This is a genomic window from Stappia sp. TSB10GB4, assembly GCF_900185745.1.
In the GTDB taxonomy this organism is placed as follows: domain Bacteria; phylum Pseudomonadota; class Alphaproteobacteria; order Rhizobiales; family Stappiaceae; genus Stappia.
The window spans coordinates 123806-143499 of record NZ_FYAV01000069.1 but is presented as its reverse complement, the minus strand read 5'-3'; the positions used below and the strand labels follow the sequence as shown (position 1 = coordinate 143499).

Here is a 19694-nt window from a genome sequence, read left to right as displayed (position 1 = left end):
GAAGACAGAACCCAGGCCTGGACAGATCCGGGCCGCAACGGAGGGGCCGTGATGGGCCGACCATGACCGGGAGCGTATGAGCGGGCGCGCAAGGGCGCTCCGCCCCACCCTCCCCTGTCTTCCGCGCGGAGCCGAACGGGCCGCGCACCCGACCTGACGGACCACACCCGATGTCCACCCCCCTCTCCGAGTCGCTGGCTCCCTCGACCCCTGGCGAGGCAGGCACCGCAACGTGTGCCGATGCCGAGACGGGCGCCGGCGCACGCGCCGGCCGCCTGTCCTCCCACCGCCGCCTCGTCGTCAAGATCGGCTCGGCCCTGCTCGTCGAGGACGGCAGGCTGAAGCGCGACTGGCTCGAGGCGCTGGCCGACGATCTCGCCATGCTGGCGCGCGCCGGCACGGAGCTTATCGTCGTCTCCTCCGGCGCCATCGCGCTGGGGCGCGGCGTGTTGAAGCTGCCGCGCGGGCCGCTCAAGCTCGAACAGGCGCAGGCCGCCGCCTCGGTCGGCCAGGTGGCGCTGGCCCAGGCCTATGCGGAAGCGCTCGGCGCGCGCGGGCTGACCGCCGGCCAGGTGCTGCTGACGCTCGGCGACACCGAGGAGCGGCGGCGCTATCTCAACGCCCGCGAGACGCTGGGCACGCTGCTGAAGCTCGGCGCCGTGCCCATCGTCAACGAGAACGACACGGTCGCCACCTCCGAGATCCGCTACGGCGACAATGACCGGCTGGCGGCGCGCGTCGCCACCATGGCCAGCGCCGACTGCCTGGTGCTCTTGTCCGATGTCGACGGGCTCTATACCGCGCCGCCCGCCAGCAATCCGGATGCGGTGTTCCTGCCGGAAGTCGCAGCGATCACCGCCGAGATCGAGCAGATGGCGGGCGCGGCCGGCTCCGAACTGTCGCGCGGCGGCATGCGCACCAAGATCGACGCGGCGAAGATCGCCACCTCCGCCGGCACGGCGATGGCGATCGCCAGCGGCAAGCGGATGAACCCGCTGGCGCATCTGGAAGCGGGTGGCCGGGCGACCTGGTTTCTCGCAAGATCAACACCCGCCAGCGCCCGCAAGGCCTGGATCGGCGGCCATCTGGAACCGCGCGGCGCGCTGCATCTGGATGCCGGCGCGATCCGGGCAGTGGTCTCGGGCCGCAGCCTGCTGCCGGCCGGCATCCGCCGGGTGGAGGGCGACTTCCACCGCGGCGACGCGGTGCGGCTGGTCGCCCCGGACGGACGCGACATCGGCCGCGGGCTGGTCGCCTACGACCATCCGGAGGCGGGGCTGATCCTTGGCCGCAACAGCCGCGAGATCGAGGCGATCCTCGGCTATGCGGGCCGCGCGGAGATGGTGCACCGGGACGATCTCGTGCTAAGCGGGCAGACCGGAGAGACGGTGACGGGAGGCGGCAGCGATGCTTGAACGAGTGGCGAAGACCGATATCGCGGCGCTGATGCGACAGATGGGCCTGGACGCCCGCGCGGCCTCGCGCCGGCTGGCGACGGCGGATACGGCGACGAAGAATGCCGCCCTTGCGGCGATGGCCGAAGAGGTGCGTGCTTCAACCGCCGAGATCCTGGCCGCGAATGCGCAGGACATCGCCGCGATGACGGAAGGCGGCCAGACCGCCGCCTATCTCGACCGCGGCACGCTGACGGGCGAGCGCGTCGAGGCGATTGCCGCCGGCATCGAGGCGGTGGCGGCGCTGGACGATCCCGTCGGCGCGGTGATCGCCGCCTGGGACCGGCCGAACGGGCTGCAGATCGAGCGCGTGCGCACGCCGCTCGGCGTCATCGGCGTGATCTATGAGAGCCGGCCCAACGTGACGGCTGATGCCGGGGCGCTGTGCCTGAAGGCCGGCAATGCGGTGATCCTGCGCGGCGGCTCCGACACGATCCGCTCGAATCTCGCCATCCATGCCGCGCTGGCGCGCGGGCTCGCCCGTGCCGGTCTGCCGGAAGCGGCGATCCAGGTGGTGCCGGTGACCGACCGGGCCGCCGTCGGCGAGATGCTGGCCGGGCTCGACGGCACGCTCGACGTGATCGTGCCGCGCGGCGGCAAGAGCCTCGTCGCGCGGGTGCAGCAGGAGGCGCGGGTGCCGGTCTTCGCGCATCTGGAAGGCCTCTGCCATATCTTCATCGACCGCAGCGCCGATCCCGAGATGGCGCTGAAGATCGCGGTCAACGCCAAGATGCGCCGCACCGGCATCTGCGGGGCGATGGAAACGCTGCTGATCGACCGGGCGGTGGCGGAGACGCTGCTGGTGCCGGTCTGCAACGCGCTGATCGAGGCGGGCTGCGAGATCCGCGGCGATGCGGACGTGCGCGCCGCCGTGCCGCAGGCACGCGCGGCGACCGAGGACGACTGGCGCACCGAATATCTCGACGCGATCCTGTCGGTGCGGGTGGTCGACGGGCTGGAGGCGGCGATCGAGCATATCGAGACTTACGGCTCGCATCACACCGACGGCATCATCGCCGAGGACCCGCAGGCGGTGGCGCGGTTCTTCGCCGAGGTGGATTCGGCGATCCTCACCCACAATGCCTCGACCCAGTTCGCCGATGGCGGCGAGTTCGGCATGGGCGCGGAGATCGGCATCGCTACGGGGCGCATGCATGCGCGCGGGCCGGTCGGCGTCGAGCAACTGACGAGCTTCAAGTACCGGGTCCACGGCACCGGGCAGGTGCGCCCCTGAATGGACCCTCGGCTCGCCATCCCGCATGCCGAGCCGGGCAACCGTATCGGCCTGTTCGGGGGATCGTTCAATCCGCCGCATTCCGGCCACCGGCTGGTCGCCGACATCGCGCTTGCTCGGCTCGGGCTCGACCGGCTGTGGTGGCTGGTGACGCCCGGCAATCCGCTGAAGGACCATGCCGACCTGGCGCCGCTGGGGCAGCGGCTCGACGCGGTCGAGGCGCTCGCCCGGCATCCGCGCATGGCGGTGACGGCGCTGGAGGCGCAGCTCGGCACGCCCTACAGCGCCCGCACGCTGGCGCTGCTGACGCGGATGCGGCCACGGCTCAACTTCGTCTGGGTGATGGGAGCGGACAACCTCGCCAGCTTCCACCGCTGGCAGGACTGGCGCGGCATTTTCGCGCGCGTGCCGATCGCCGTGGTCGACCGGCCGGGGGCGACGCTGCCCGCACTCGCCTCGCCGGCGGCGCAGAGCTTTGCCGGCTGCCGTCTCGACGAGGCCGACGCGCGGCTTCTGCCGGGCCTGGCGCCGCCGGCCTGGACCTTCCTGACCGGGCCGCGCGACGCCTCCTCCTCGACCCGCCTGCGCGCCGATGCGAAAGCACGGTGAAAGGTTCCGTTCGGCAAGATCGCAACAGTGTCTTGAAAACGCCACCAACGAGGGCCACTCTTTTCCTGCGCCGGAAGAGTCGCGCCGTACCGCGTTTCGGCGTACAAGGCCGGATAACGGACGCCTGCCGCAGGCAGCACGTCACTATCCATCAGGCCGCAGCCCATGGATGCACCTTGCGGTGCAGGCCGGGCGCGCGGCCGGACGAACCGGATGAAAGGCAATCCGTCTGAGTATGACCTTCGACACCGAGGCGACGGCTTCCACCGCCCCTCACCCCGCAGCAGCCGGCACGCAGCAGCGTGCGGACCTGCTCGAGAGCGTCCTCGCCTCGCTGGCCGATTCCAAGGCTGAGGACATCGTCACCATCGACATCACCGGCAAATCGCCGATGGCCGACCAGGTCATCGTCGCTTCCGGCCGTTCGCACAGGCATGTCGGCGCCATCGCCGATCACCTGCTGCGCGACCTGAAGGATGCCGGCCATGGCAACGCCCAGATCGAAGGCGTGCCCCAGTGCGACTGGGTGCTCATCGATGCGGGCGACGTGATCGTCCATGTGTTCCGCCCCGAGGTCCGCGCCTTCTACAATATCGAGAAGCTGTGGTCCGTCGACGACGTGAGCGCACCGGTGCACTACGCCGGCTGACGCCGGCGGAGCGAGGAGACGACGAGGGCCGCAGCCCGCTGGGCCCAGCGCTGGCGGGACGAGAGGTTTTGGCCGCCTGCCGCCCCCTCAAGACCGATCCAAAAGCAGAAAGTCCCGGCTCGCCCATGCGCCTGCACATCGCCTGTATCGGCCGCATGAAGGCCGGCCCGGAGCGCGAGTTGATGGGCCGCTACGGCGCGCGCATCGACAAGGCCGGGCGGAGCGTGTCGCTCGGTCCGCTGTCGGTGATCGAACTGCCCGAGTCGCGCAGCCCCCGCGCCCAGGACCGCAAAGCGGAAGAGGCGCGTGCGCTGCTGGCCGCCCTGCCGGCGGGCGCGGCGATCCTCTGCCTCGACGAGACCGGCCGCGACATGACCAGCGAAGCCTTCGCCGAGGACCTGGCGAAGCTGCGCGACGCCGGCACCGCCGACCTGGCGCTGGCGATCGGCGGCCCGGACGGGCACGGCGAGGCGCTGCTGGAGGCCGCGCGTCTCAGGCTGGCCTTCGGCCGGATGACCTGGCCGCACCAGATCGTGCGGGCGCTGGCCGCCGAACAGCTCTACCGGGCGGTGACGATCCTGTCGGGCCATCCCTATCATCGGGGTGCCTGAGTTGGGGGGCACCTGAGTTGGGGGACTGAGTTGGGGGCTACCTGACGCCGGGGACTGCCCGTATTCCGCCCCAATTCTCGTCTAGGGCTTGCGGTGACAGGCAGGATCGTGGGTTTACCAATCGTTAGGGTTGACGTTTCGTTAACGTCCCTGGGGCAAGCTGGTCATCCATAGTCAGCCCCTCCGGGCTCCCCGCGTCCGGCGGATCCCGCACCGGCACGACCGGCGTCGCGGTCCGCACGGGCGCAACGGTGAACATGCGACCAACTGCCGAGAGCCATGCGGACAGGTCATCTGCTGCTGATCCTCAGTCTCGCCGCGCTCGCGGCAGCCGCTGCGCCGCACGGGTCCGGCCGGAGCCTGGCCAGCGAGGAACAGATCGAGACGGCGCAGCAGGCCGCCGCCGCCGATCCGGCCTCCGAACCGGACGGCCTGGCCGAGCGCAAGGCTCGCCGCGAGGAGGAACTGTCGACGCTGACCCGCGACCTGTCGCTGTCGGCGGACCGGCAGGCCGCGCTTGCCCGGGAAATCCGCGCCATCGAGCGCGACCGGCAGGCGCTCAACGCCGACCTCTTGCGCACGGCGCAGAGGGTGACCCGGCTGGAGGAACAACTGGCGGCGACGGAAGACCGTTTGCGCCGCCTGGGAGAGAACGAGGACGCAGTGCGCGCATCCCTTGTCGAGCGACAGGACGTGCTGGCCGAGGTGCTCTCGGCGCTGCAGCGCATCGGCCGGCATCCGCCGCCGCCGCTCGCCGTGCAGCCGCACGACGCGCTGGCCGCGGTGCGCAGCGCCCTGCTGCTCAACGCGGTGATGCCGGAACTGCATGTGGAAGCGCAGGCGCTGGCGAGCGATCTCGCCTCGCTGCGCCAGCTCAAGGTGTCGAGCGCCGCCGAGCGCGACCGGCTGGTCGCCGACGGACAGCGCCTTGCCGAGGAGCGCACCCGGGTGGAGATGCTCGTCGCCTCGAAGAAGCGCGACCACGAGAGAAGCGAGGCGGAACTGGCCCAGGAGCGCGACCGCTCGCGGCAACTGGCCGAGGAAGCCGGCACTCTCAAGGATTTGATCGCGGCGCTGGAACGCGACATCGCCAGCGCCCGCAACGCGGCGGACGCCGCCCGCAAGGCCGACGCGGAGCGCCGTGCGGCGCCGCGGCCGAGCGATCCGTTCAGCGATCCGGGCCGGCTGGCGCCGGCCATCGCCTTCGCCGACGCCAAGGGCCGCCTCGGCGATCCGGTCTCCGGCACGGTGCTGCGGGACTTCGGCGCGGAAGACGGTTTCGGCGGCACGGCGCAGGGGCGCTCGATCGCCGCCCGCACCAATGCCCAGGTGGTGGCCCCGGCGGACGGATGGGTCGTCTATGCCGGGCCGTTCCGTTCCTACGGCCAGGTCTTGATCCTGAACGCCGGCGACGGATATCATATCCTCCTTGCCGGCATGGACCGGACGAATGTCGAGCAGGGACAGTTCGTGCTGGCAGGGGAGCCTGTCGCGACGATGGGAGAGACGCGCGTCGCAAGCGCGGCGACCCTCGACCTCGTCGCCCCGCAACCCGTGCTCTATGTGGAATTTAGGAAAGACGGCGTTTCGATCGATCCCACGCCTTGGTGGGTTCGGCCCGAAGAAGAAAAGGCTCGCGGATGATTCGGAAAGCTTCCCTGTTGCTGGTCGGTGCGCTCATCGGTGGCGCGACAATCACCGCCCTCTCGCAGATGCCGGTGCGGGTCAGCGGCGTGGCCAACGCCGCCGCCTCCGACACCTACCGGCAGCTCAACCTCTTCGGCGACGTCTTCGAGCGCGTGCGCTCCGACTATGTCGAGGTCCCGGACGACGCGGCGCTGATCGAGTCGGCCATCAACGGCATGCTGAGTTCGCTCGATCCGCATTCGAGCTATCTCTCGCCCAAGCACTTCCGCGACATGCAGGTGCAGACGCGCGGCGAGTTCGGCGGCCTCGGCATCGAGGTGACGATGGAGGACGGCCTCGTCAAGGTCGTCACCCCGATCGACGACACGCCCGCCCACAAGGCCGGCGTCATGGCCGGCGACTTCATCACCCATCTCGACGGCGAGCAGATCCAGGGCCTGACCCTGTCGGAAGCGGTCGACAAAATGCGCGGGCCGGTCAACACCGGCATCGAGCTGACCATCCGCCGCGAGGGCCGGGCCGAGCCGATCAAGCTGACCATCACCCGCGACGTCATCCGCATCAAGTCCGTCCGCTTCCGCGAGGAGGGCGATGTCGGCTACCTGCGCGTGACCCAGTTCAACGAGCAGACCTATGACGGGCTGAAGGACGGCATGAGCGAGCTGGCCAAGAAAATCGGCTCCGGCAAGCTCAAGGGCTTCGTGCTCGACCTGCGCAACAATCCCGGCGGCCTGCTCGACCAGGCGATCGCCGTCTCCGATGCGTTCCTGCAGCGCGGCGAGATCGTCTCGACCCGCGGCCGCAACGCCGACGAGACCCAGCGCTACAACGCCCGCTCCGGCGACCTGGCCAACGGCAAGCCGGTGATCGTGCTGATCAACGGCGGCTCGGCCTCGGCCTCCGAGATCGTCGCCGGCGCCCTGCAGGACCACCGCCGGGCCACCGTGCTCGGCACCCGGTCCTTCGGCAAGGGGTCGGTGCAGACCATCGTCCCGCTCGGCGCCAACGGCGCGATCCGGCTGACGACGGCGCGCTACTACACCCCGTCCGGCGTCTCGATCCAGGCCAAGGGCATCACCCCGGACATCGAGGTGCTGCAGGAACTGCCCGAGGAACTGCGCGCCAACGGCGCCGAGACCAAGGGCGAGGCGGGCCTGCGCGGCCACCTGCAGGGCGAGGGCGAGGAAGAGTCCGGCAGCCAGGCCTATGTGCCGCCGGACCCCAAGGACGACGCCCAGTTGAAGCTGGCGCTCGACCTGCTCAACGGCGTTCAGGTGAACAGCGCCTTCCCGCCGGTCGGCGACCGGAAGGCCGCGGTTCCGAACTGACAGCAACGACCGGGTGCGGGCGCCCTGGGGAGGGGAGGCCGCACCCGCCCGTCTTGAAAGCGGATGAGGCACCATGGCGGGAAATGACCTCTCAACTCCCCTCGGGCTGAGCAAGAAGAGATATCTCAACCTTCCGCTCGGGCTGATCGGCGCCGGCATGATCACCCTGCTGGCACTGACCGCCCTGGTGTGGATCGGCGTGGTCGACGATCCGCTCGGCGGCGAGCCCACCGCCTCGATCCCGCTGGAACGCTCCCTCGACGGCCTGACCGCCCGCGATTTCGGCGTCGTGGAGATCCGCCCCTCGCTGCCCGACCGGGGCGAGGCGGGGTCACAGGTCGCGGATCGCGACGAGACGCTGGGTCCGCGTTTCGAACCCAAGCCCCTCTCCGGACACGAGACCGGCACGCCTGTGGACGAGGCCGCTCCGGCGCTCGTCGCCGGCCAGGGCCTGTCGGAGCGGCCGGATGCGCGCGTGAGCGAAACGGGTCCGCATGGCCGCCTGCCGACCGTCTCGGAGACCGGGCTGCGGCCGCTCGACATCTATGCCCGGCCGGTCAGCCAGACCTTCGCCTCGGTGCCGAAGATCGCCATCGTCGTCGGCGGCCTCGGCCTGTCGCAGACCAGCACCCAGGCGGCGATCGACCGGCTGCCGCCGGACATCACCCTCGCCTTCGCCCCCTACGGCTCCAGCATCGACCGCTGGATGCAGCAGGCCCGCCGCGCCGGCCACGAACTCCTGCTGCAACTGCCGATGGAGCCGTTCGACTATCCCGACAACGATCCGGGGCCGCACACGCTGCTGGTCAGCCACTCGCCCGACGAGTTGCGCGACCGGCTCGCCTGGTTGATGAGCCGGCTCTCCAACTATGTCGGCGTGATGAACTACATGGGCGCCCGCTTCACCGCCACGGAGGGATCGCTGCAGCAGTTGCTCGGCGAGGTCACCCGGCGCGGGCTGATGTATGTGGACGACGGCTCGTCCTCGCGCAGTGTCGCGACCTCGACCGCCAGCGGGCTGCGCACGCCCTTCTCCCACGCCGACCTCGTCATCGACGACGTGCCGCGGCCGAAGGAGATCACCGCCCGGCTGCTGCAACTGGAAGGGGCGGCGCGGGCGCGCGGCATGGCGGTCGGCATTGCCAGCGCCCTGCCGGTGACCATCGACGAACTCGCCAAATGGTCGCGCGACCTGGAGGAGCGCGGGCTGCAGCTCATCCCGATCAGCGCCTCGATCGACCGGGTCGGCCAATAACGCCGCGCGCCGACCATTGGCGCGCCTGCCCCTCGTCCGCCTGCCCCTCGTCCGCCTGCCCGTCTTCCGCCTGCCCGTCTTCCGCCTATCAGACACCTCTCCGCTTGCCGTCGACCCCTCGCCCGCGTATCACCCTCGCCTATCCTCGCAGCCTCGCCGAAGGAGACCGCCGCGTGCTCAGCCCCACCGCCCTGCCCGACTATCGCCCCTGTGTGGGCGTGATGCTGCTCAACGCCGAGGGCCTGGTGTGGACCGGCAAGCGGGTGCCGGAGGGCGGCGCGGACCCCGACTATTGCTGGCAGATGCCGCAGGGGGGCATCGACGCGGGCGAGGACCCGCTCGCCGCCGCGCGCCGTGAGCTCTACGAGGAGACCGCGATCGCCTCGATCTCGCTGATCGCCGAGGCGCCGTCCTGGTTCTCCTACGACTATCCGCCGGAGATCGTGTCGATCCGCCACAAGGCCCGCTACAAGGGCCAGACCCAGAAATGGTTCGCCTTCCGCTTCGAGGGCGAGGAGCGGGAGATCGACATCCTGACCCCGCCCGACGGCCACAAGGCGGAATTCTGCGAGTGGCGCTGGCGGCGGGCGGAGGACCTGCCCGGCCTCGTCATCCCGTTCAAGCGCGCCGTCTATGAGGGCGTCGTGCAGGCGTTTTCCGCCTTCACCCGCTAGAGCCCTTCCGGCGGATCAGGACGAGTGTCCGTCGTCCCCGCCCGCCATGCACGCGGCCAAGCCCGCCTGCCATTCCGCGCGCACCTCGCCGTCATCCTCGCTCGCCATCCGCAAGGCGGCGAGCCGGGAGAAGGCGTCCGCCGCCAGCAGGCGCGACAAAGCCCACACGGCCGCGCCGCGCACCAGCGGGCTGGCGTCGCCGAGCAGCGCCTCCACCCTTGCGACCAGCGACGGCGTCGCCGAATTGCCGGCGGCAATCAGCACGTTGCGCAGGAAGCGGTCGCGGCCGATGCGCTTGATCGGCGAGCCGGAGAACAGCGCGCGAAAGGCCGCATCGTCCAGCTCAAGCAGGTCGGCGAGCGCCGGCGCGCGCAGCTCGTCGCGGGCGATCAGCCGCGCCTCGCGCGCCTCGACCGCGAACTTGTTCCAGGGACAGGCGGCAAGGCAGTCGTCGCAGCCATAGATGCGGTTGCCGATGGCGGCGCGGAAGGCGCGCGGGATCGGCCCCTTGTTCTCGATGGTGAGATAGGAGATGCAGCGGCGGGCATCGAGCCGATAGGGCGCGGGGAACGCCGCCGTCGGGCAGACGTCGAGACAGGCGCGGCAGGAGCCGCAATGGTCGACCTCGGCCTCGTCCACCGGCAGCTCCAGATCGGTGAAGATCTCGGCGAGGAAGAACCAGGAGCCGAGCCGGCGCGAGACGAGATTGGTGTGCTTGCCCTGCCAGCCCAGGCCCGCCTGCTGGGCCAGCGGCTTTTCCATCACCGGGGCGGTGTCGACGAAGACCTTCACCTCGCCCTCGTCCAGCCCCATGCGTCGGGCCTGGGCCAGAAGGTGCTGCGCCAGCTCCTTGAGTCGGCCCTTGATGAGGTCATGATAGTCGCGGTTGCGGGCATAGACGGAAATGGTCGCCCGTTCGCGCGCGGAAAGCGTCGCCAGCGGGTCGTCGTCGGGCGCGTAGGAGAGCGCCAGGCTGATCACCCGCCGCGCCTCCGGCCACAGCGCCTGCGGCGCGGCGCGCCGCTCCGCCGTCTCGGCCATCCACGCCATCGAGCCGTGATGGCCGGCGGCGAGGAACCGTGAGAGATTTTCGGAAATGTCGGGCGGTGCGGCTGCGTCGGCGATGCGCATGTCGTCGAAGCCGAGCGCCCGCGCCTTGTCAGCGAGCGCGGCCTTCAGCCGGGCCGCCTGCTGCGGGCTCAGAAGTCCAGGTCGGCGTAGACCGGCGCCGGCGGCATGCCCAGCATCTTCTCCGCCAGCAGCGGACGGAAGCTCGGGCGCGACTTCATCCGCGCGTACCAGGCCTTGACGTTTTCCTCCTCCGCCCATGGCACCTCACCCAGATAATCGGCGCAGGACAGCTCCGCCGCGACGGCGAAATCGGCGAAGGTCAGCCGCTCGCCCGCCAGCCAGTTGCGCGAGGCGGCAAGATAGCCGAAATAGCGCAGATGGTGGCCGATATTGGCGCGCGCGGCGCGCAGGATGGCCGAATCCGGCGATCCGCCGCCCTGCGAGGAGGGCATGTCCTGCTTGTAGATGCGCTCGCGCACGAAGGGGCCGATGACCTCGTTGTCGAGCTTGTTCACCGCCCAGTCGACGAGCCGCCGCGTCTCGGCCCGTGCGTCCGGATGGTCCGGCATCAGCCGCCGGTCGCCGACCGCATAGCCGCGCGTCTCGTCGAGATATTCCATGATGGCGAAGGCGCCGCACACGGGCGGGCCGTCATTCTCCCGCAGCACCGGCAGGGCGCCGGCCGGATTGAGCATCAGGAACTCGCGGCGGCGCTCCCAGGGGCGCTCGGTGACAAACTCCACCTTTGCGCCGTATTCGGCGAGCACAAGCTGCACGAAACGCGACTGCGGCGAGAACGGATGGCGATAGAGCGTCAGCATAAGAGGATCGTAACCGGTTACGGTTAATCAAACGGTGCAGAGCGGGCGGCACCATGAGGCGCCCGTATACGCCGCAGCACGTCGTCACACAACGAAGCAATTCCCCAGGAAGCCGGAGAGTTCAGCCCATGCAAACGGAGACGCTCGTCGGAGCGCTGATCCTTGGCCTCGTCGAAGGCCTGACCGAGTTCATTCCCGTCTCCTCAACGGGACATATCCTGCTGCTGGGACATTTCATCGGATTCGAGAGCACCGGCAAGTCCTTCGAGGTGCTGATCCAGCTCGGCGCCATCCTCGCCATCCTCTCCGTCTATTTCCACCGCCTGTGGACCATCGCCGTCGCCCTGCCACACGAGGCGGTGGCCCGGCACTTCGTCGCCGGCATCCTGCTCGCCTTCCTGCCGGCGGCGGTGATCGGCGTGCTCGCCCATGGCTTCATCAAGGCGGTGCTGTTCGAATCGCCGGCGCTGATCTGCACCACGCTGATCCTGGGCGGCATCGCGCTGCTCGCCGTCGACCGGATGAAGCGGGTGCCGCGATACGACGACGTGATGGACTATCCGCTGTGGCTGTGCCTGGCGATCGGCTTCTTCCAGACGCTGGCGATGGTGCCCGGCGTCTCGCGCTCCGGCGCCACCATCGCCGGCGCCCTGCTGCTGGGCACCGACAAGCGCTCCGCGGCGGAGTTCTCGTTCTTCCTGGCGATGCCGACCATGGCCGGCGCCTTCGCCTACGACCTCTACAAGAACCGCGACATCCTGTCGGTGGACGACGTCACCGTCATCGCCGTCGGCTTCGTCGCCGCCTTCGTCACCGCCGTCTTCGTGGTGCGCGGGCTGCTCAATTTCGTCAGCCGGCACGGCTTCGCGCCCTTCGCCTGGTGGCGCATCGGCGTCGGCCTTGCCGGTTTCGCCGGCCTATATCTCGTCGGCTGAGGCCTCCGCCGCCATCTCTGCCAGCTCGCGTGCAAGCTGGCGGCGCAACCCGTCCGGGGACAGCAATCGCGCCCCCGGACCCAGCCAGCGCACCAGCGGCAGGATCACCTCGGCCTCGGTGCTGGGAACGCACACCTCCAGCCGCGTGTCGGCGGCGCCCTCCCCGCTTGGCGCGCCGAAAATCGCGTGGCGATAATACCAGTCGCGCTGCAGCCGCTCTGCCTGCTCGGGCGTGACGAGCAGCCGGCTGACCCGCCCCTCGCCCTCCCAGCGGCGCATGGCGCGCGACAGCCAGGCGCGGCCGATCTGGCTCTGCACCGACAGGGAGGCGCGCGGGCGAAAGCCGAAGCCGCCGACCTCGATCTGCCGCACCCGGTCGGCGCGGATCAGCCGCTCCGAGCCCAGATCGACATCGTGGCCGAACAGATACCAGCGGTCGCGGTCGAACAGGATGCCGTGCGGCTCCATGTCATAATCTGCGCTGCGGCCGCGATAGGGGTTTTCGTGGGTGAGGCGCACGCGCTTTGCCGCCAGCAACCCTTGCATGAAGCGGTCGACGGCAAGCTGGGTGTCGCCCTCGCCGGTGCCGTCCGGCTCGGGATGGAAGATGTCGACGGGCGGGCACTCGATGCCGACGATGCGCTCGCCTTGCGCGAAGAGCTCGCGCGCGGCGCGCGGCAGCGAGGCCAGCAGCTTGGCCTCGGCCGCATCCAGCTCCGACAGCAGCGGCGTTGCGCGAAGGCCGCGCACTAGCGCCAGCGCCACCAGAAGCGCCGCCGTCTCGCTGCGGGTCAAGGCCACCGGCGGCTGCAGGTAGTCGCGCGCCAGCCGGTAGCCGCCTTCCGCCCCGCGCTCCGCCTCCACCGGAATGCCCAGCGCCAGCAGCCGGTCGACATCGCGGTAGATGGTGCGCACGGAGACGCCGAATCGCTCCGCCAGTTCGACCGCGCTGCGCTGGCCGCCGGTCAGCAGCAGCAGGATGCCGAGCGCCCGTTCGATGGCGTTCATCGCTCTTATCTCCGGAAAAAATCACCTGCCGCGACACTGCCCGAACATACCTGACGCGCTGGTGTCAGGTATGCCCTGCCATCCTGCTTTGCATCGCCGCTTTCCACAATGCAGCGCCCTTAACGGGCCTCACGGGAACGCGGCCAGGCAACAGGAGAGACAGCCATGACCGACATGCGCGTGAACCGGACCGGAGCGATCAGGACTGCCGCGGTGAAGCCCCGAACCGCCGGGACGGGAACGCCCCCGAACAGCCCTGCGACGGCCGATCCGTATGATTTTCCGACGCCCCCGCGCTTCCTGCCGGCGCTCCTGCTGGGGCGGGCCGTACAGGCGCTCATCGCCCGCTGGATGCTCTGGCGCTCGGCCCGGCGCACACGGGCGGCGCTGGAGCGGCTGGACGAGGCGAGTTTGCGCGACATCGGCCTGTCGCGCGGCTATTACGGCTACGAGCCGCTCGACGACATGGGCCGTATGCGCATCTCCCGACCCGAGACGGGCTTTCGCGAGCCTCGGCGCTGACGGGAGCGGGCGGACGGGAGCGCCAGACCTCGGGAGCGCCAGACCTCGGGAGCGCCAGACCTCGGGAGCGCCAGACCTCGGTGTCTCAGACCTCGGGGTCTCAGACCTCCGGGCCGGGGGTCATCCGGTTGGCGGCATATTGGCCGTGCTGGCGGAACCGATCCAGATAGGTCGGCAGGATCGCCGCGAGAGTGCGCGGTTCGATGCCGACCCCCTTGAGCGTCCGCTCCTCGGCCTCGGCCTCTCCCGAGACCACGTTGTCGACCTTCAGCATCTCGACCTGGTCGACCGTCAGCAGGGGCTTGGGCAGCATCTGCAGGACCCGCGCCTGGAGGCGGGCGAGGCGGAAAGGCAGCGGCAGCAGCAGGCGGTTGCGGCGAATCACCTTCAGCATCGTCTCCAGGCACTGGCGGAAGGAGAGCACCTCCGGCCCGCCAAGCTCATAGACGGTGCCGGCGGCAAGTTCGCCGTCGACCGCGCGGGCGACCATCTCGGCAACATCGCCGACAAACACCGGCTGGAACTTCGTCACGCCGCCGCCGATCAGCGGCAGCGCCGGCGACAGGCGCGCCATCGCCGCGAACCGGTTGAAGAAATCGTCCTCGGGTCCGAAGACGATGGAGGGGCGCAGGATCACCGCCTGCGGCACCGTCTCCAGCACCGCCTGCTCGCCGGCCGCCTTGGAGCGGCCATAGGCGGCAGGAGAATTGGGATCGGCGCCGATCGCCGACAGATGCACCACCCGGCCGATGCCGGCGGCGCGCGCCGCCTCGGCAACCGCGCGCGGGCCGAAGGACTGCACCGCATCGAAAGTCTGGGCGCCGGCCTCATAGAGGATGCCGACCAGGTTGACCACCGCATCCGAACCCTGCACCGCCCGGTCGACCGACCAGCGATGGCGCAGGTTGGCCTGCACCGGCATGATCTGGCCGACGGCGCCGAGCGGCTGCACATGCTCGGCCAGATCGGGACGGCGCACCGCCACCCGCACCCGGTAGCCGCGCCGGGCCAGCGCCCGGACCACGTGACGCCCGATGAAACCCGAGCCGCCGAATACGGTGACGAGCTTGCCGTTCAGGGCCTTCGAACCAGATGCCGCGGACATGACTGTCGCTCCCTTCGTGACCATCTTCCTACCTGGCTTCCTACCTGGCTTCCTACCCGGCGCCGTCCCTGCCTGTGACGGTGCGCCGGCGATGGCCTCTGCGCCTATGATCGTCTTCGCGCCGGCGGGGCCGGGCCCCGCAAGTCGGTCGGCATCCTGGCCGGACCCCGTCCGCCGATGCGCCGATTCGTGCGGCCGGCGGAGGGCGGCCCCGGCAAAGGCGCCTGCCGGTCTCAATAGCCCTTGCATCCGCGTCTGTGAAGGCCGGTTTTGCACATACGTGGACACATCGCAAAACCCCCGTTGACAAGCCTGCGACCGTTCCTTACAAGCGCGCCTCACAGCCCAGGTGGCGGAATTGGTAGACGCACTAGCTTCAGGTGCTAGCGCTCGAAAGGGCGTGGAGGTTCGAGTCCTCTCCTGGGCACCAAATTCGTCCCGGACATGCCAATAGGTCCGAGACACACGAAAAAGGCCCGGTTCGCCGGGCCTTTTTTCGTTTTGGGTCGCCGGCCCCGACGGGGGGTGGCCACGGCACCGGCTGGCGCCTGCCGCATTCGCTGCGGGCACCCGCACGCACAATTTCCAGTTGACTTGCCGCCTGCCCAGTGTCCCCTTGCATGATTGATTAACCGCCTATGGGGGGTAAAAACGCAATGCAAAAGAAACTCTTGGCCGAAACCATCGGAACGTTCTGGCTTATCTTCGGCGGATGCGGCAGCGCCGTTCTCGCCGCCGGCTTTCCCGAACTCGGAATCGGCTTCGTCGGCGTATCGCTGGCCTTCGGCCTGACCGTCCTGACCATGGCCTATGCGGTCGGAGGCATCTCCGGCGGCCATTTCAATCCCGCCGTCTCGGTCGGGCTGGCGGTGGCGGGACGGTTCCCGGCAACGAGCCTCCTTCCCTATATCCTCGCCCAGCTTGCCGGCGCGGTGGCGGCGGCGGCGATCCTCTATGTCATCGCCTCCGGCAAGGCGGGAGCGGATCTCGGCGGCTTCGCCGCCAACGGCTACGGCGCGCATTCGCCCGGCGGCTATTCCATGATCTCGGCCCTGCTGATCGAGATCGTGCTGACGGCGGGCTTCCTGATCGTCATCCTTGGCTCGACCCATGGCCGGGTGCCGGCGGGCTTTGCCCCCATCGCCATCGGCCTGGCGCTGACCCTCATCCATCTGATCTCCATCCCGGTCACCAACACCTCGGTCAACCCGGCCCGCTCCACCAGCCAGGCGCTGTTCGCCGGCGGCTGGGCGCTCGGGCAGCTCTGGCTGTTCTGGGTGGCCCCGGTCATCGGTGCCGTCGTCGGCGGCCTGGTCTGGAAGGTGATGGGGGAGCGCGACTGACCGCAGGTCCCGCGCAGCGATCCGACCACGGGAGGCGCGGCGCCCGCGCGCGCCTCCCGCAGACACCTCCCGCCTCCCGTCCCCACCTCCCGCAGACACCTCCCGCCTCCCGTCCCCACCTCCCGCAGACGATGGACGCGGCCGGAAAACGCCGATATCAAGAGCGTCACTTTCGACAAGGCACCGACACGCATCCCGCCCGGAGGCACGCTTTCATGACCATTCGCCTGCATCGCGGCGACCTGCCCGATCTCTCCGCGCCCGAGATGGCCGCCTACCAGACGGCAAGCGCGGTGGCCATCGACACCGAGACGCTCGGCCTCAAGCCGCATCGCGACCGGCTCTGCGTGGTGCAGCTCTCGGCCGGAGACGGCAGCGCGGATGTGGTGCAGATCGCGGCAGGCCAGACCAGCGCGCCGAACCTTGCGAAGCTGCTCGGCGATCCGGCCAAGACCAAGATCTTCCACTTCGCCCGTTTCGACGTCGCCGTGCTGTCGCACGGGCTCGGCATCGACTGCGCGCCGGTGTGGTGCACCAAGATCGCCTCGCGGCTGGTGCGCACCTATACCGACCGGCACGGGCTCAAGGACCTTGCCCGCGAACTGGTCGGCGTCGAGATCTCCAAGCAGCAGCAGAGCTCGGACTGGGCAGCCGAAAGCCTCACCGAGGCGCAGCTCGCCTATGCCGCCTCCGACGTGCTCTACCTGCATGCGCTGAAGGACAAGCTCGCCGAGCGGCTGGAGCGCGAGGGGCGCACCCAGATCGCCGAGGCCTGTTTCGGCTTCCTGCCGGCGCGGGCGGCGCTCGATCTCGCCGGCTGGGACGACACCGACATCTTCGCCCATAGCTGAGACCGGCGCCTCTTTCCGGCGGAGGCAGACAGGACCCGCCCGGGCCCCTATATAGGGGCAGGACGAGGAATGCGCGCGGCCCGCATGGGTGCGGACCGGTGCCGCATCGCCATCGCCGCGACAGGACCAGACGGACGGACACGGGCTTGGACCAGGAGGCCTACAGATTGCAGCCTGCCTTCGACGGGCAGGATTTCGGCGGGCCCGAGGAGGCGGGCGCGTATGATCCGGTGCGCGAGGCCGCCCGCCGCGCGGCTGCCCGCGAGGCGGCCCGCCGTCACAGCCGCCGCGTCCGCCGGCTGCGCTTCCTGGTGCCGGGCGCCGGCATCGTGATGATGCTCGTCGTCGTCGCGATGATCGCGGTCAGCAGCATCCTTTCCGGCCTCGGCCTCGGCCTGATCACCATCACCGCCGACGGTCTCGTCATGGACAGTCCGGAACTGTCCGGCCATGACGGCGAGCGCTCCTACAAGGTCTCGGCGCGGCGGGCGATCCAGCGGATCAGCGATCCCCGCATCATCGACCTGGAACACATCACCGCAGACCTGCGGCTTTCGGCCGAGCAGAGTGTTCGTATTGTCGCCGCACGCGGCACCTATAACAGTTCGGCCGAAACGCTGAGGCTCGACGACGGCGTCGACGTCACCGCCAATGGCGGCGAGACGGCGCGCTTCGGCTCGCTCGACGCCAACCTGAAGAGCGGGCAGTTGCGCAGCGAGGAAAAGACGCTGTTCACCTCCTCCTTCGGCTCGCTGACCGCCGGGCGGATGCGCTTCGACCAGGACGCGGGTACACTGACCTTCACCGACGGCATCTCCATGACGGTGATGCCGCCGAACGCGGAGAAAGCTCCATGATCGCATCGCGGCACGCCCTGCCCGCCCTTTCCGCCCGTCTTGCCGCCGCCGCCGGCGGCGCCCTTCTCGGCCTGGCGCTCGCGACCGGCGGCGCTCTCCTCAGCTTGGCGCTCGCCACCGGCAGCGCCGGGGCCCAGACCTTTTCCGACGCCTTCGCCGGCTTCGGCTCCAACGAGCGCGAGCCGATCCAGATCGAGGCGCGCGAACTGCAGGTGCAGGACAAGAGCCAGAGCGCGATCTTCACCGGCGACGTCGTCGTCACCCAGGGCGATGCGATGCTGAAGACCCAGCGCCTCGTCGTGCATTACGACGGTTCCGCCGCCGGCGGCGTCAACCAGCGCATCTCGAAGCTGGAGGCGAGCGGGCGGGTCTATATTTCGTCGAAGGACCAGACCGCGACCGGCGACCAGGCCTCGTTCGACATGAACCGGCAGATCATGGTGATGACCGGCGGCGAGGTGGTGCTGTCGCAGGGGCCGAACGTGGTCGTCGGCAACAAGCTGACGGTCAACCTGAAGACCGGCAAGGCCGATCTCGAGGCGCCGAAATCCGGCCGCGTCAGGGTGCTGATCCAGCCGAACACGCTGCGCGAGACGGCGCCGCAGAACTGATCCGGCGCGGAACGACGGCGGGCGCGCCGGATTGAACGAGCGCCGCCTTCATGCAATGAAGCAACACGCAAGACCGACGAGGCGGCCCGCGCCGCCCCTCCGCGCCGCGCAACTGTGGACCGATCCGTGAACATCCTCTCCATCTTCCGCAAAGGCACGCAGGACCGGACCGGAACCGCCGCCCCGTCCTACGACCCGGCCAGCGAGGACGGGCTGCTCGTCGTCGACGGTATCGGCAAGAGCTACAAGCGGCGCCAGGTGGTCCGCAATGTCAGCCTGATGGTCCAGCGCGGCGAGGCGGTCGGCCTGCTCGGCCCCAACGGCGCCGGCAAGACCACCTGCTTCTACATGATCACCGGGTTGATCCAGCCCGACCACGGCACCATCCGCCTCGACGGCTTCGACATCACCCGCCTGCCGATGTACCGGCGCGCCAGGCTCGGCATCGGCTACCTGCCGCAGGAAGCCTCGATCTTTCGCGGGTTGTCGGTGGAGGACAATATCCGCGCCGTGCTGGAAGTGGTGGAGCCGGACCGCAAGCAGCGCCAGCACGACCTCGACTCGCTGCTGGAGGAATTCGGCGTCACGCATCTGCGCGCCTCGCCCGCGATCGCCCTGTCGGGCGGCGAGCGGCGGCGCGTCGAGATCGCCCGCGCGCTGGCCAGCCGGCCGACCTTCATGCTGCTCGACGAGCCCTTCGCCGGCATCGACCCGATCGCCGTCGGCGACATCCAGCACCTGGTGCGCCACCTCACCCATCGCGGCATCGGCGTGCTGATCACCGATCACAATGTGCGCGAGACGCTCGGCCTGATCGACCGGGCCTATATCATCGCCGCCGGCGAGGTGCTGACCGAGGGCTCGCCGCTCGAGATCGTCGCCAACCCGGATGTCCGCCGTCTCTATCTCGGCGAGCAGTTTACGCTTTGATGCGAAAACTCCCATAGGGTACAAAGCAAGAAGCGGACCAATCGCGCCGGGGGGCAGGTGCGACGCGCGCCCGCATGTCCGGCGCCGCCGGCATGCAGGACGGACGGGTCCGGGGAGCGGGCGGAGGACGGGGCAGTTCCGCCGCCGGAGCGCGCGGGTATGGGCCCGCCGCGGCCGGG

The 19694-nt window shown here is 69.8% G+C and carries 20 protein-coding genes and 1 tRNA gene; 17 read left to right on the top strand and 4 right to left on the bottom strand.

Features of this window, described 5'->3' with window-relative positions; all coding sequences use genetic code 11:
• The first annotated feature begins 170 nt into the window (after nt 1-170).
• The 9 genes from proB to TSB10GB4_RS20120 all read left to right on the top strand — a co-directional run bounded on the left by proB (nt 171) and on the right by TSB10GB4_RS20120 (nt 9461).
• Nucleotides 171-1415, top strand: coding sequence for a glutamate 5-kinase (proB, locus tag TSB10GB4_RS20160; protein WP_186397193.1), 1245 nt, complete (start codon nt 171-173; stop codon nt 1413-1415).
• Nucleotides 1408-2688: a glutamate-5-semialdehyde dehydrogenase gene (locus tag TSB10GB4_RS20155; RefSeq protein ID WP_186397192.1), complete on the top strand. Its 1281-nt coding sequence runs from the start codon at nt 1408-1410 to the stop codon at nt 2686-2688. Before proB ends, TSB10GB4_RS20155 begins: the two co-directional genes overlap by 8 nt.
• A complete protein-coding gene (locus tag TSB10GB4_RS20150) occupies nt 2689-3297 on the top strand; it encodes a nicotinate-nucleotide adenylyltransferase (protein WP_186388825.1) in 609 nt (202 codons plus the stop codon).
• A 235-nt stretch (nt 3298-3532) separates the two neighbouring features.
• Entirely contained in the window at nt 3533-3946 is a 414-nt protein-coding gene (gene rsfS, locus TSB10GB4_RS20145) for a ribosome silencing factor (protein ID WP_186397191.1), read from the top strand.
• A gap of 125 nt (nt 3947-4071) precedes the next feature.
• Nucleotides 4072-4557, top strand: a complete 486-nt coding sequence (gene rlmH, locus TSB10GB4_RS20140; RefSeq protein WP_186397190.1) for a 23S rRNA (pseudouridine(1915)-N(3))-methyltransferase RlmH — start codon at nt 4072-4074, stop codon at nt 4555-4557.
• Nucleotides 4558-4836: 279 nt separating this feature from the next.
• The gene (locus TSB10GB4_RS20135) at nt 4837-6201 is read left to right on the top strand and encodes a murein hydrolase activator EnvC (protein ID WP_186388822.1); all 1365 of its coding nucleotides are present in this window, start codon (nt 4837-4839) and stop codon (nt 6199-6201) included.
• Nucleotides 6198-7532 carry a S41 family peptidase gene (locus TSB10GB4_RS20130; protein ID WP_186388821.1) on the top strand — a complete coding sequence of 445 codons (1335 nt, stop codon included), beginning with the start codon at nt 6198-6200 and terminating at the stop codon, nt 7530-7532. Before TSB10GB4_RS20135 ends, TSB10GB4_RS20130 begins: the two co-directional genes overlap by 4 nt.
• Before the next feature lie 73 nt (nt 7533-7605).
• Nucleotides 7606-8787: a divergent polysaccharide deacetylase family protein gene (locus TSB10GB4_RS20125; protein WP_208984895.1), complete on the top strand. Its 1182-nt coding sequence runs from the start codon at nt 7606-7608 to the stop codon at nt 8785-8787.
• Between the two features lie 173 nt (nt 8788-8960).
• Nucleotides 8961-9461 carry an RNA pyrophosphohydrolase gene (locus TSB10GB4_RS20120; protein ID WP_244570976.1) on the top strand — a complete coding sequence of 167 codons (501 nt, stop codon included), beginning with the start codon at nt 8961-8963 and terminating at the stop codon, nt 9459-9461.
• Nucleotides 9462-9476: 15 nt separating this feature from the next.
• On the opposite strand, the gene queG is transcribed toward TSB10GB4_RS20120, so the two are convergent.
• Together queG and TSB10GB4_RS20110 are read right to left on the bottom strand one after the other, a co-directional pair.
• The gene (gene queG / locus TSB10GB4_RS20115; protein ID WP_186397209.1) at nt 9477-10664 is read right to left on the bottom strand and encodes a tRNA epoxyqueuosine(34) reductase QueG; all 1188 of its coding nucleotides are present in this window, start codon (nt 10662-10664) and stop codon (nt 9477-9479) included.
• Nucleotides 10661-11353 carry a glutathione S-transferase family protein gene (locus tag TSB10GB4_RS20110; RefSeq protein WP_186397188.1) on the bottom strand — a complete coding sequence of 231 codons (693 nt, stop codon included), beginning with the start codon at nt 11351-11353 and terminating at the stop codon, nt 10661-10663. The genes queG and TSB10GB4_RS20110 overlap by 4 nt, the downstream gene beginning before the upstream one ends.
• Nucleotides 11354-11481: 128 nt before the next feature.
• Here TSB10GB4_RS20110 and TSB10GB4_RS20105 point away from each other — a divergent pair, with 128 nt between their 5' ends.
• Entirely contained in the window at nt 11482-12288 is an 807-nt protein-coding gene (locus TSB10GB4_RS20105) for an undecaprenyl-diphosphate phosphatase (protein ID WP_186388818.1), read from the top strand.
• On the opposite strand, the gene TSB10GB4_RS20100 is transcribed toward TSB10GB4_RS20105, so the two are convergent.
• Nucleotides 12271-13296 carry a YafY family protein gene (locus TSB10GB4_RS20100; protein WP_186397187.1) on the bottom strand — a complete coding sequence of 342 codons (1026 nt, stop codon included), beginning with the start codon at nt 13294-13296 and terminating at the stop codon, nt 12271-12273. The genes TSB10GB4_RS20105 and TSB10GB4_RS20100 overlap by 18 nt on opposite strands.
• A gap of 165 nt (nt 13297-13461) precedes the next feature.
• Here TSB10GB4_RS20100 and TSB10GB4_RS20095 point away from each other — a divergent pair, with 165 nt between their 5' ends.
• On the top strand, nt 13462-13818 hold the full coding sequence (locus tag TSB10GB4_RS20095; RefSeq protein ID WP_208984894.1) for a DUF1127 domain-containing protein: 357 nt from the start codon (nt 13462-13464) through the stop codon (nt 13816-13818).
• A 100-nt stretch (nt 13819-13918) separates the two neighbouring features.
• Here TSB10GB4_RS20095 and TSB10GB4_RS20090 read toward each other — a convergent pair whose 3' ends face one another.
• Nucleotides 13919-14923: a complex I NDUFA9 subunit family protein gene (locus tag TSB10GB4_RS20090; protein ID WP_186397186.1), complete on the bottom strand. Its 1005-nt coding sequence runs from the start codon at nt 14921-14923 to the stop codon at nt 13919-13921.
• Nucleotides 14924-15266: 343 nt separating this feature from the next.
• On the opposite strand from TSB10GB4_RS20090, the gene TSB10GB4_RS20085 reads away from it, so the two are divergent.
• From TSB10GB4_RS20085 to lptB, 6 genes are all read left to right on the top strand, one after another.
• Nucleotides 15267-15353: transfer RNA gene (locus tag TSB10GB4_RS20085), tRNA-Leu, on the top strand.
• Nucleotides 15354-15579: 226 nt separating this feature from the next.
• Nucleotides 15580-16266, top strand: a complete 687-nt coding sequence (gene aqpZ, locus TSB10GB4_RS20080; RefSeq protein ID WP_186397185.1) for an aquaporin Z — start codon at nt 15580-15582, stop codon at nt 16264-16266.
• Between the two features lie 215 nt (nt 16267-16481).
• Nucleotides 16482-17117, top strand: coding sequence for a ribonuclease D (locus TSB10GB4_RS20075; protein WP_186397184.1), 636 nt, complete (start codon nt 16482-16484; stop codon nt 17115-17117).
• A gap of 146 nt (nt 17118-17263) precedes the next feature.
• A complete protein-coding gene (lptC, locus tag TSB10GB4_RS20070) occupies nt 17264-17974 on the top strand; it encodes an LPS export ABC transporter periplasmic protein LptC (RefSeq protein ID WP_186388812.1) in 711 nt (236 codons plus the stop codon).
• The gene (gene lptA, locus TSB10GB4_RS20065; RefSeq protein WP_186397182.1) at nt 17971-18585 is read left to right on the top strand and encodes a lipopolysaccharide transport periplasmic protein LptA; all 615 of its coding nucleotides are present in this window, start codon (nt 17971-17973) and stop codon (nt 18583-18585) included. Before lptC ends, lptA begins: the two co-directional genes overlap by 4 nt.
• Before the next feature lie 126 nt (nt 18586-18711).
• The gene (gene lptB, locus TSB10GB4_RS20060) at nt 18712-19515 is read left to right on the top strand and encodes an LPS export ABC transporter ATP-binding protein (protein WP_186388810.1); all 804 of its coding nucleotides are present in this window, start codon (nt 18712-18714) and stop codon (nt 19513-19515) included.
• Nucleotides 19516-19694 lie beyond the last annotated feature (179 nt).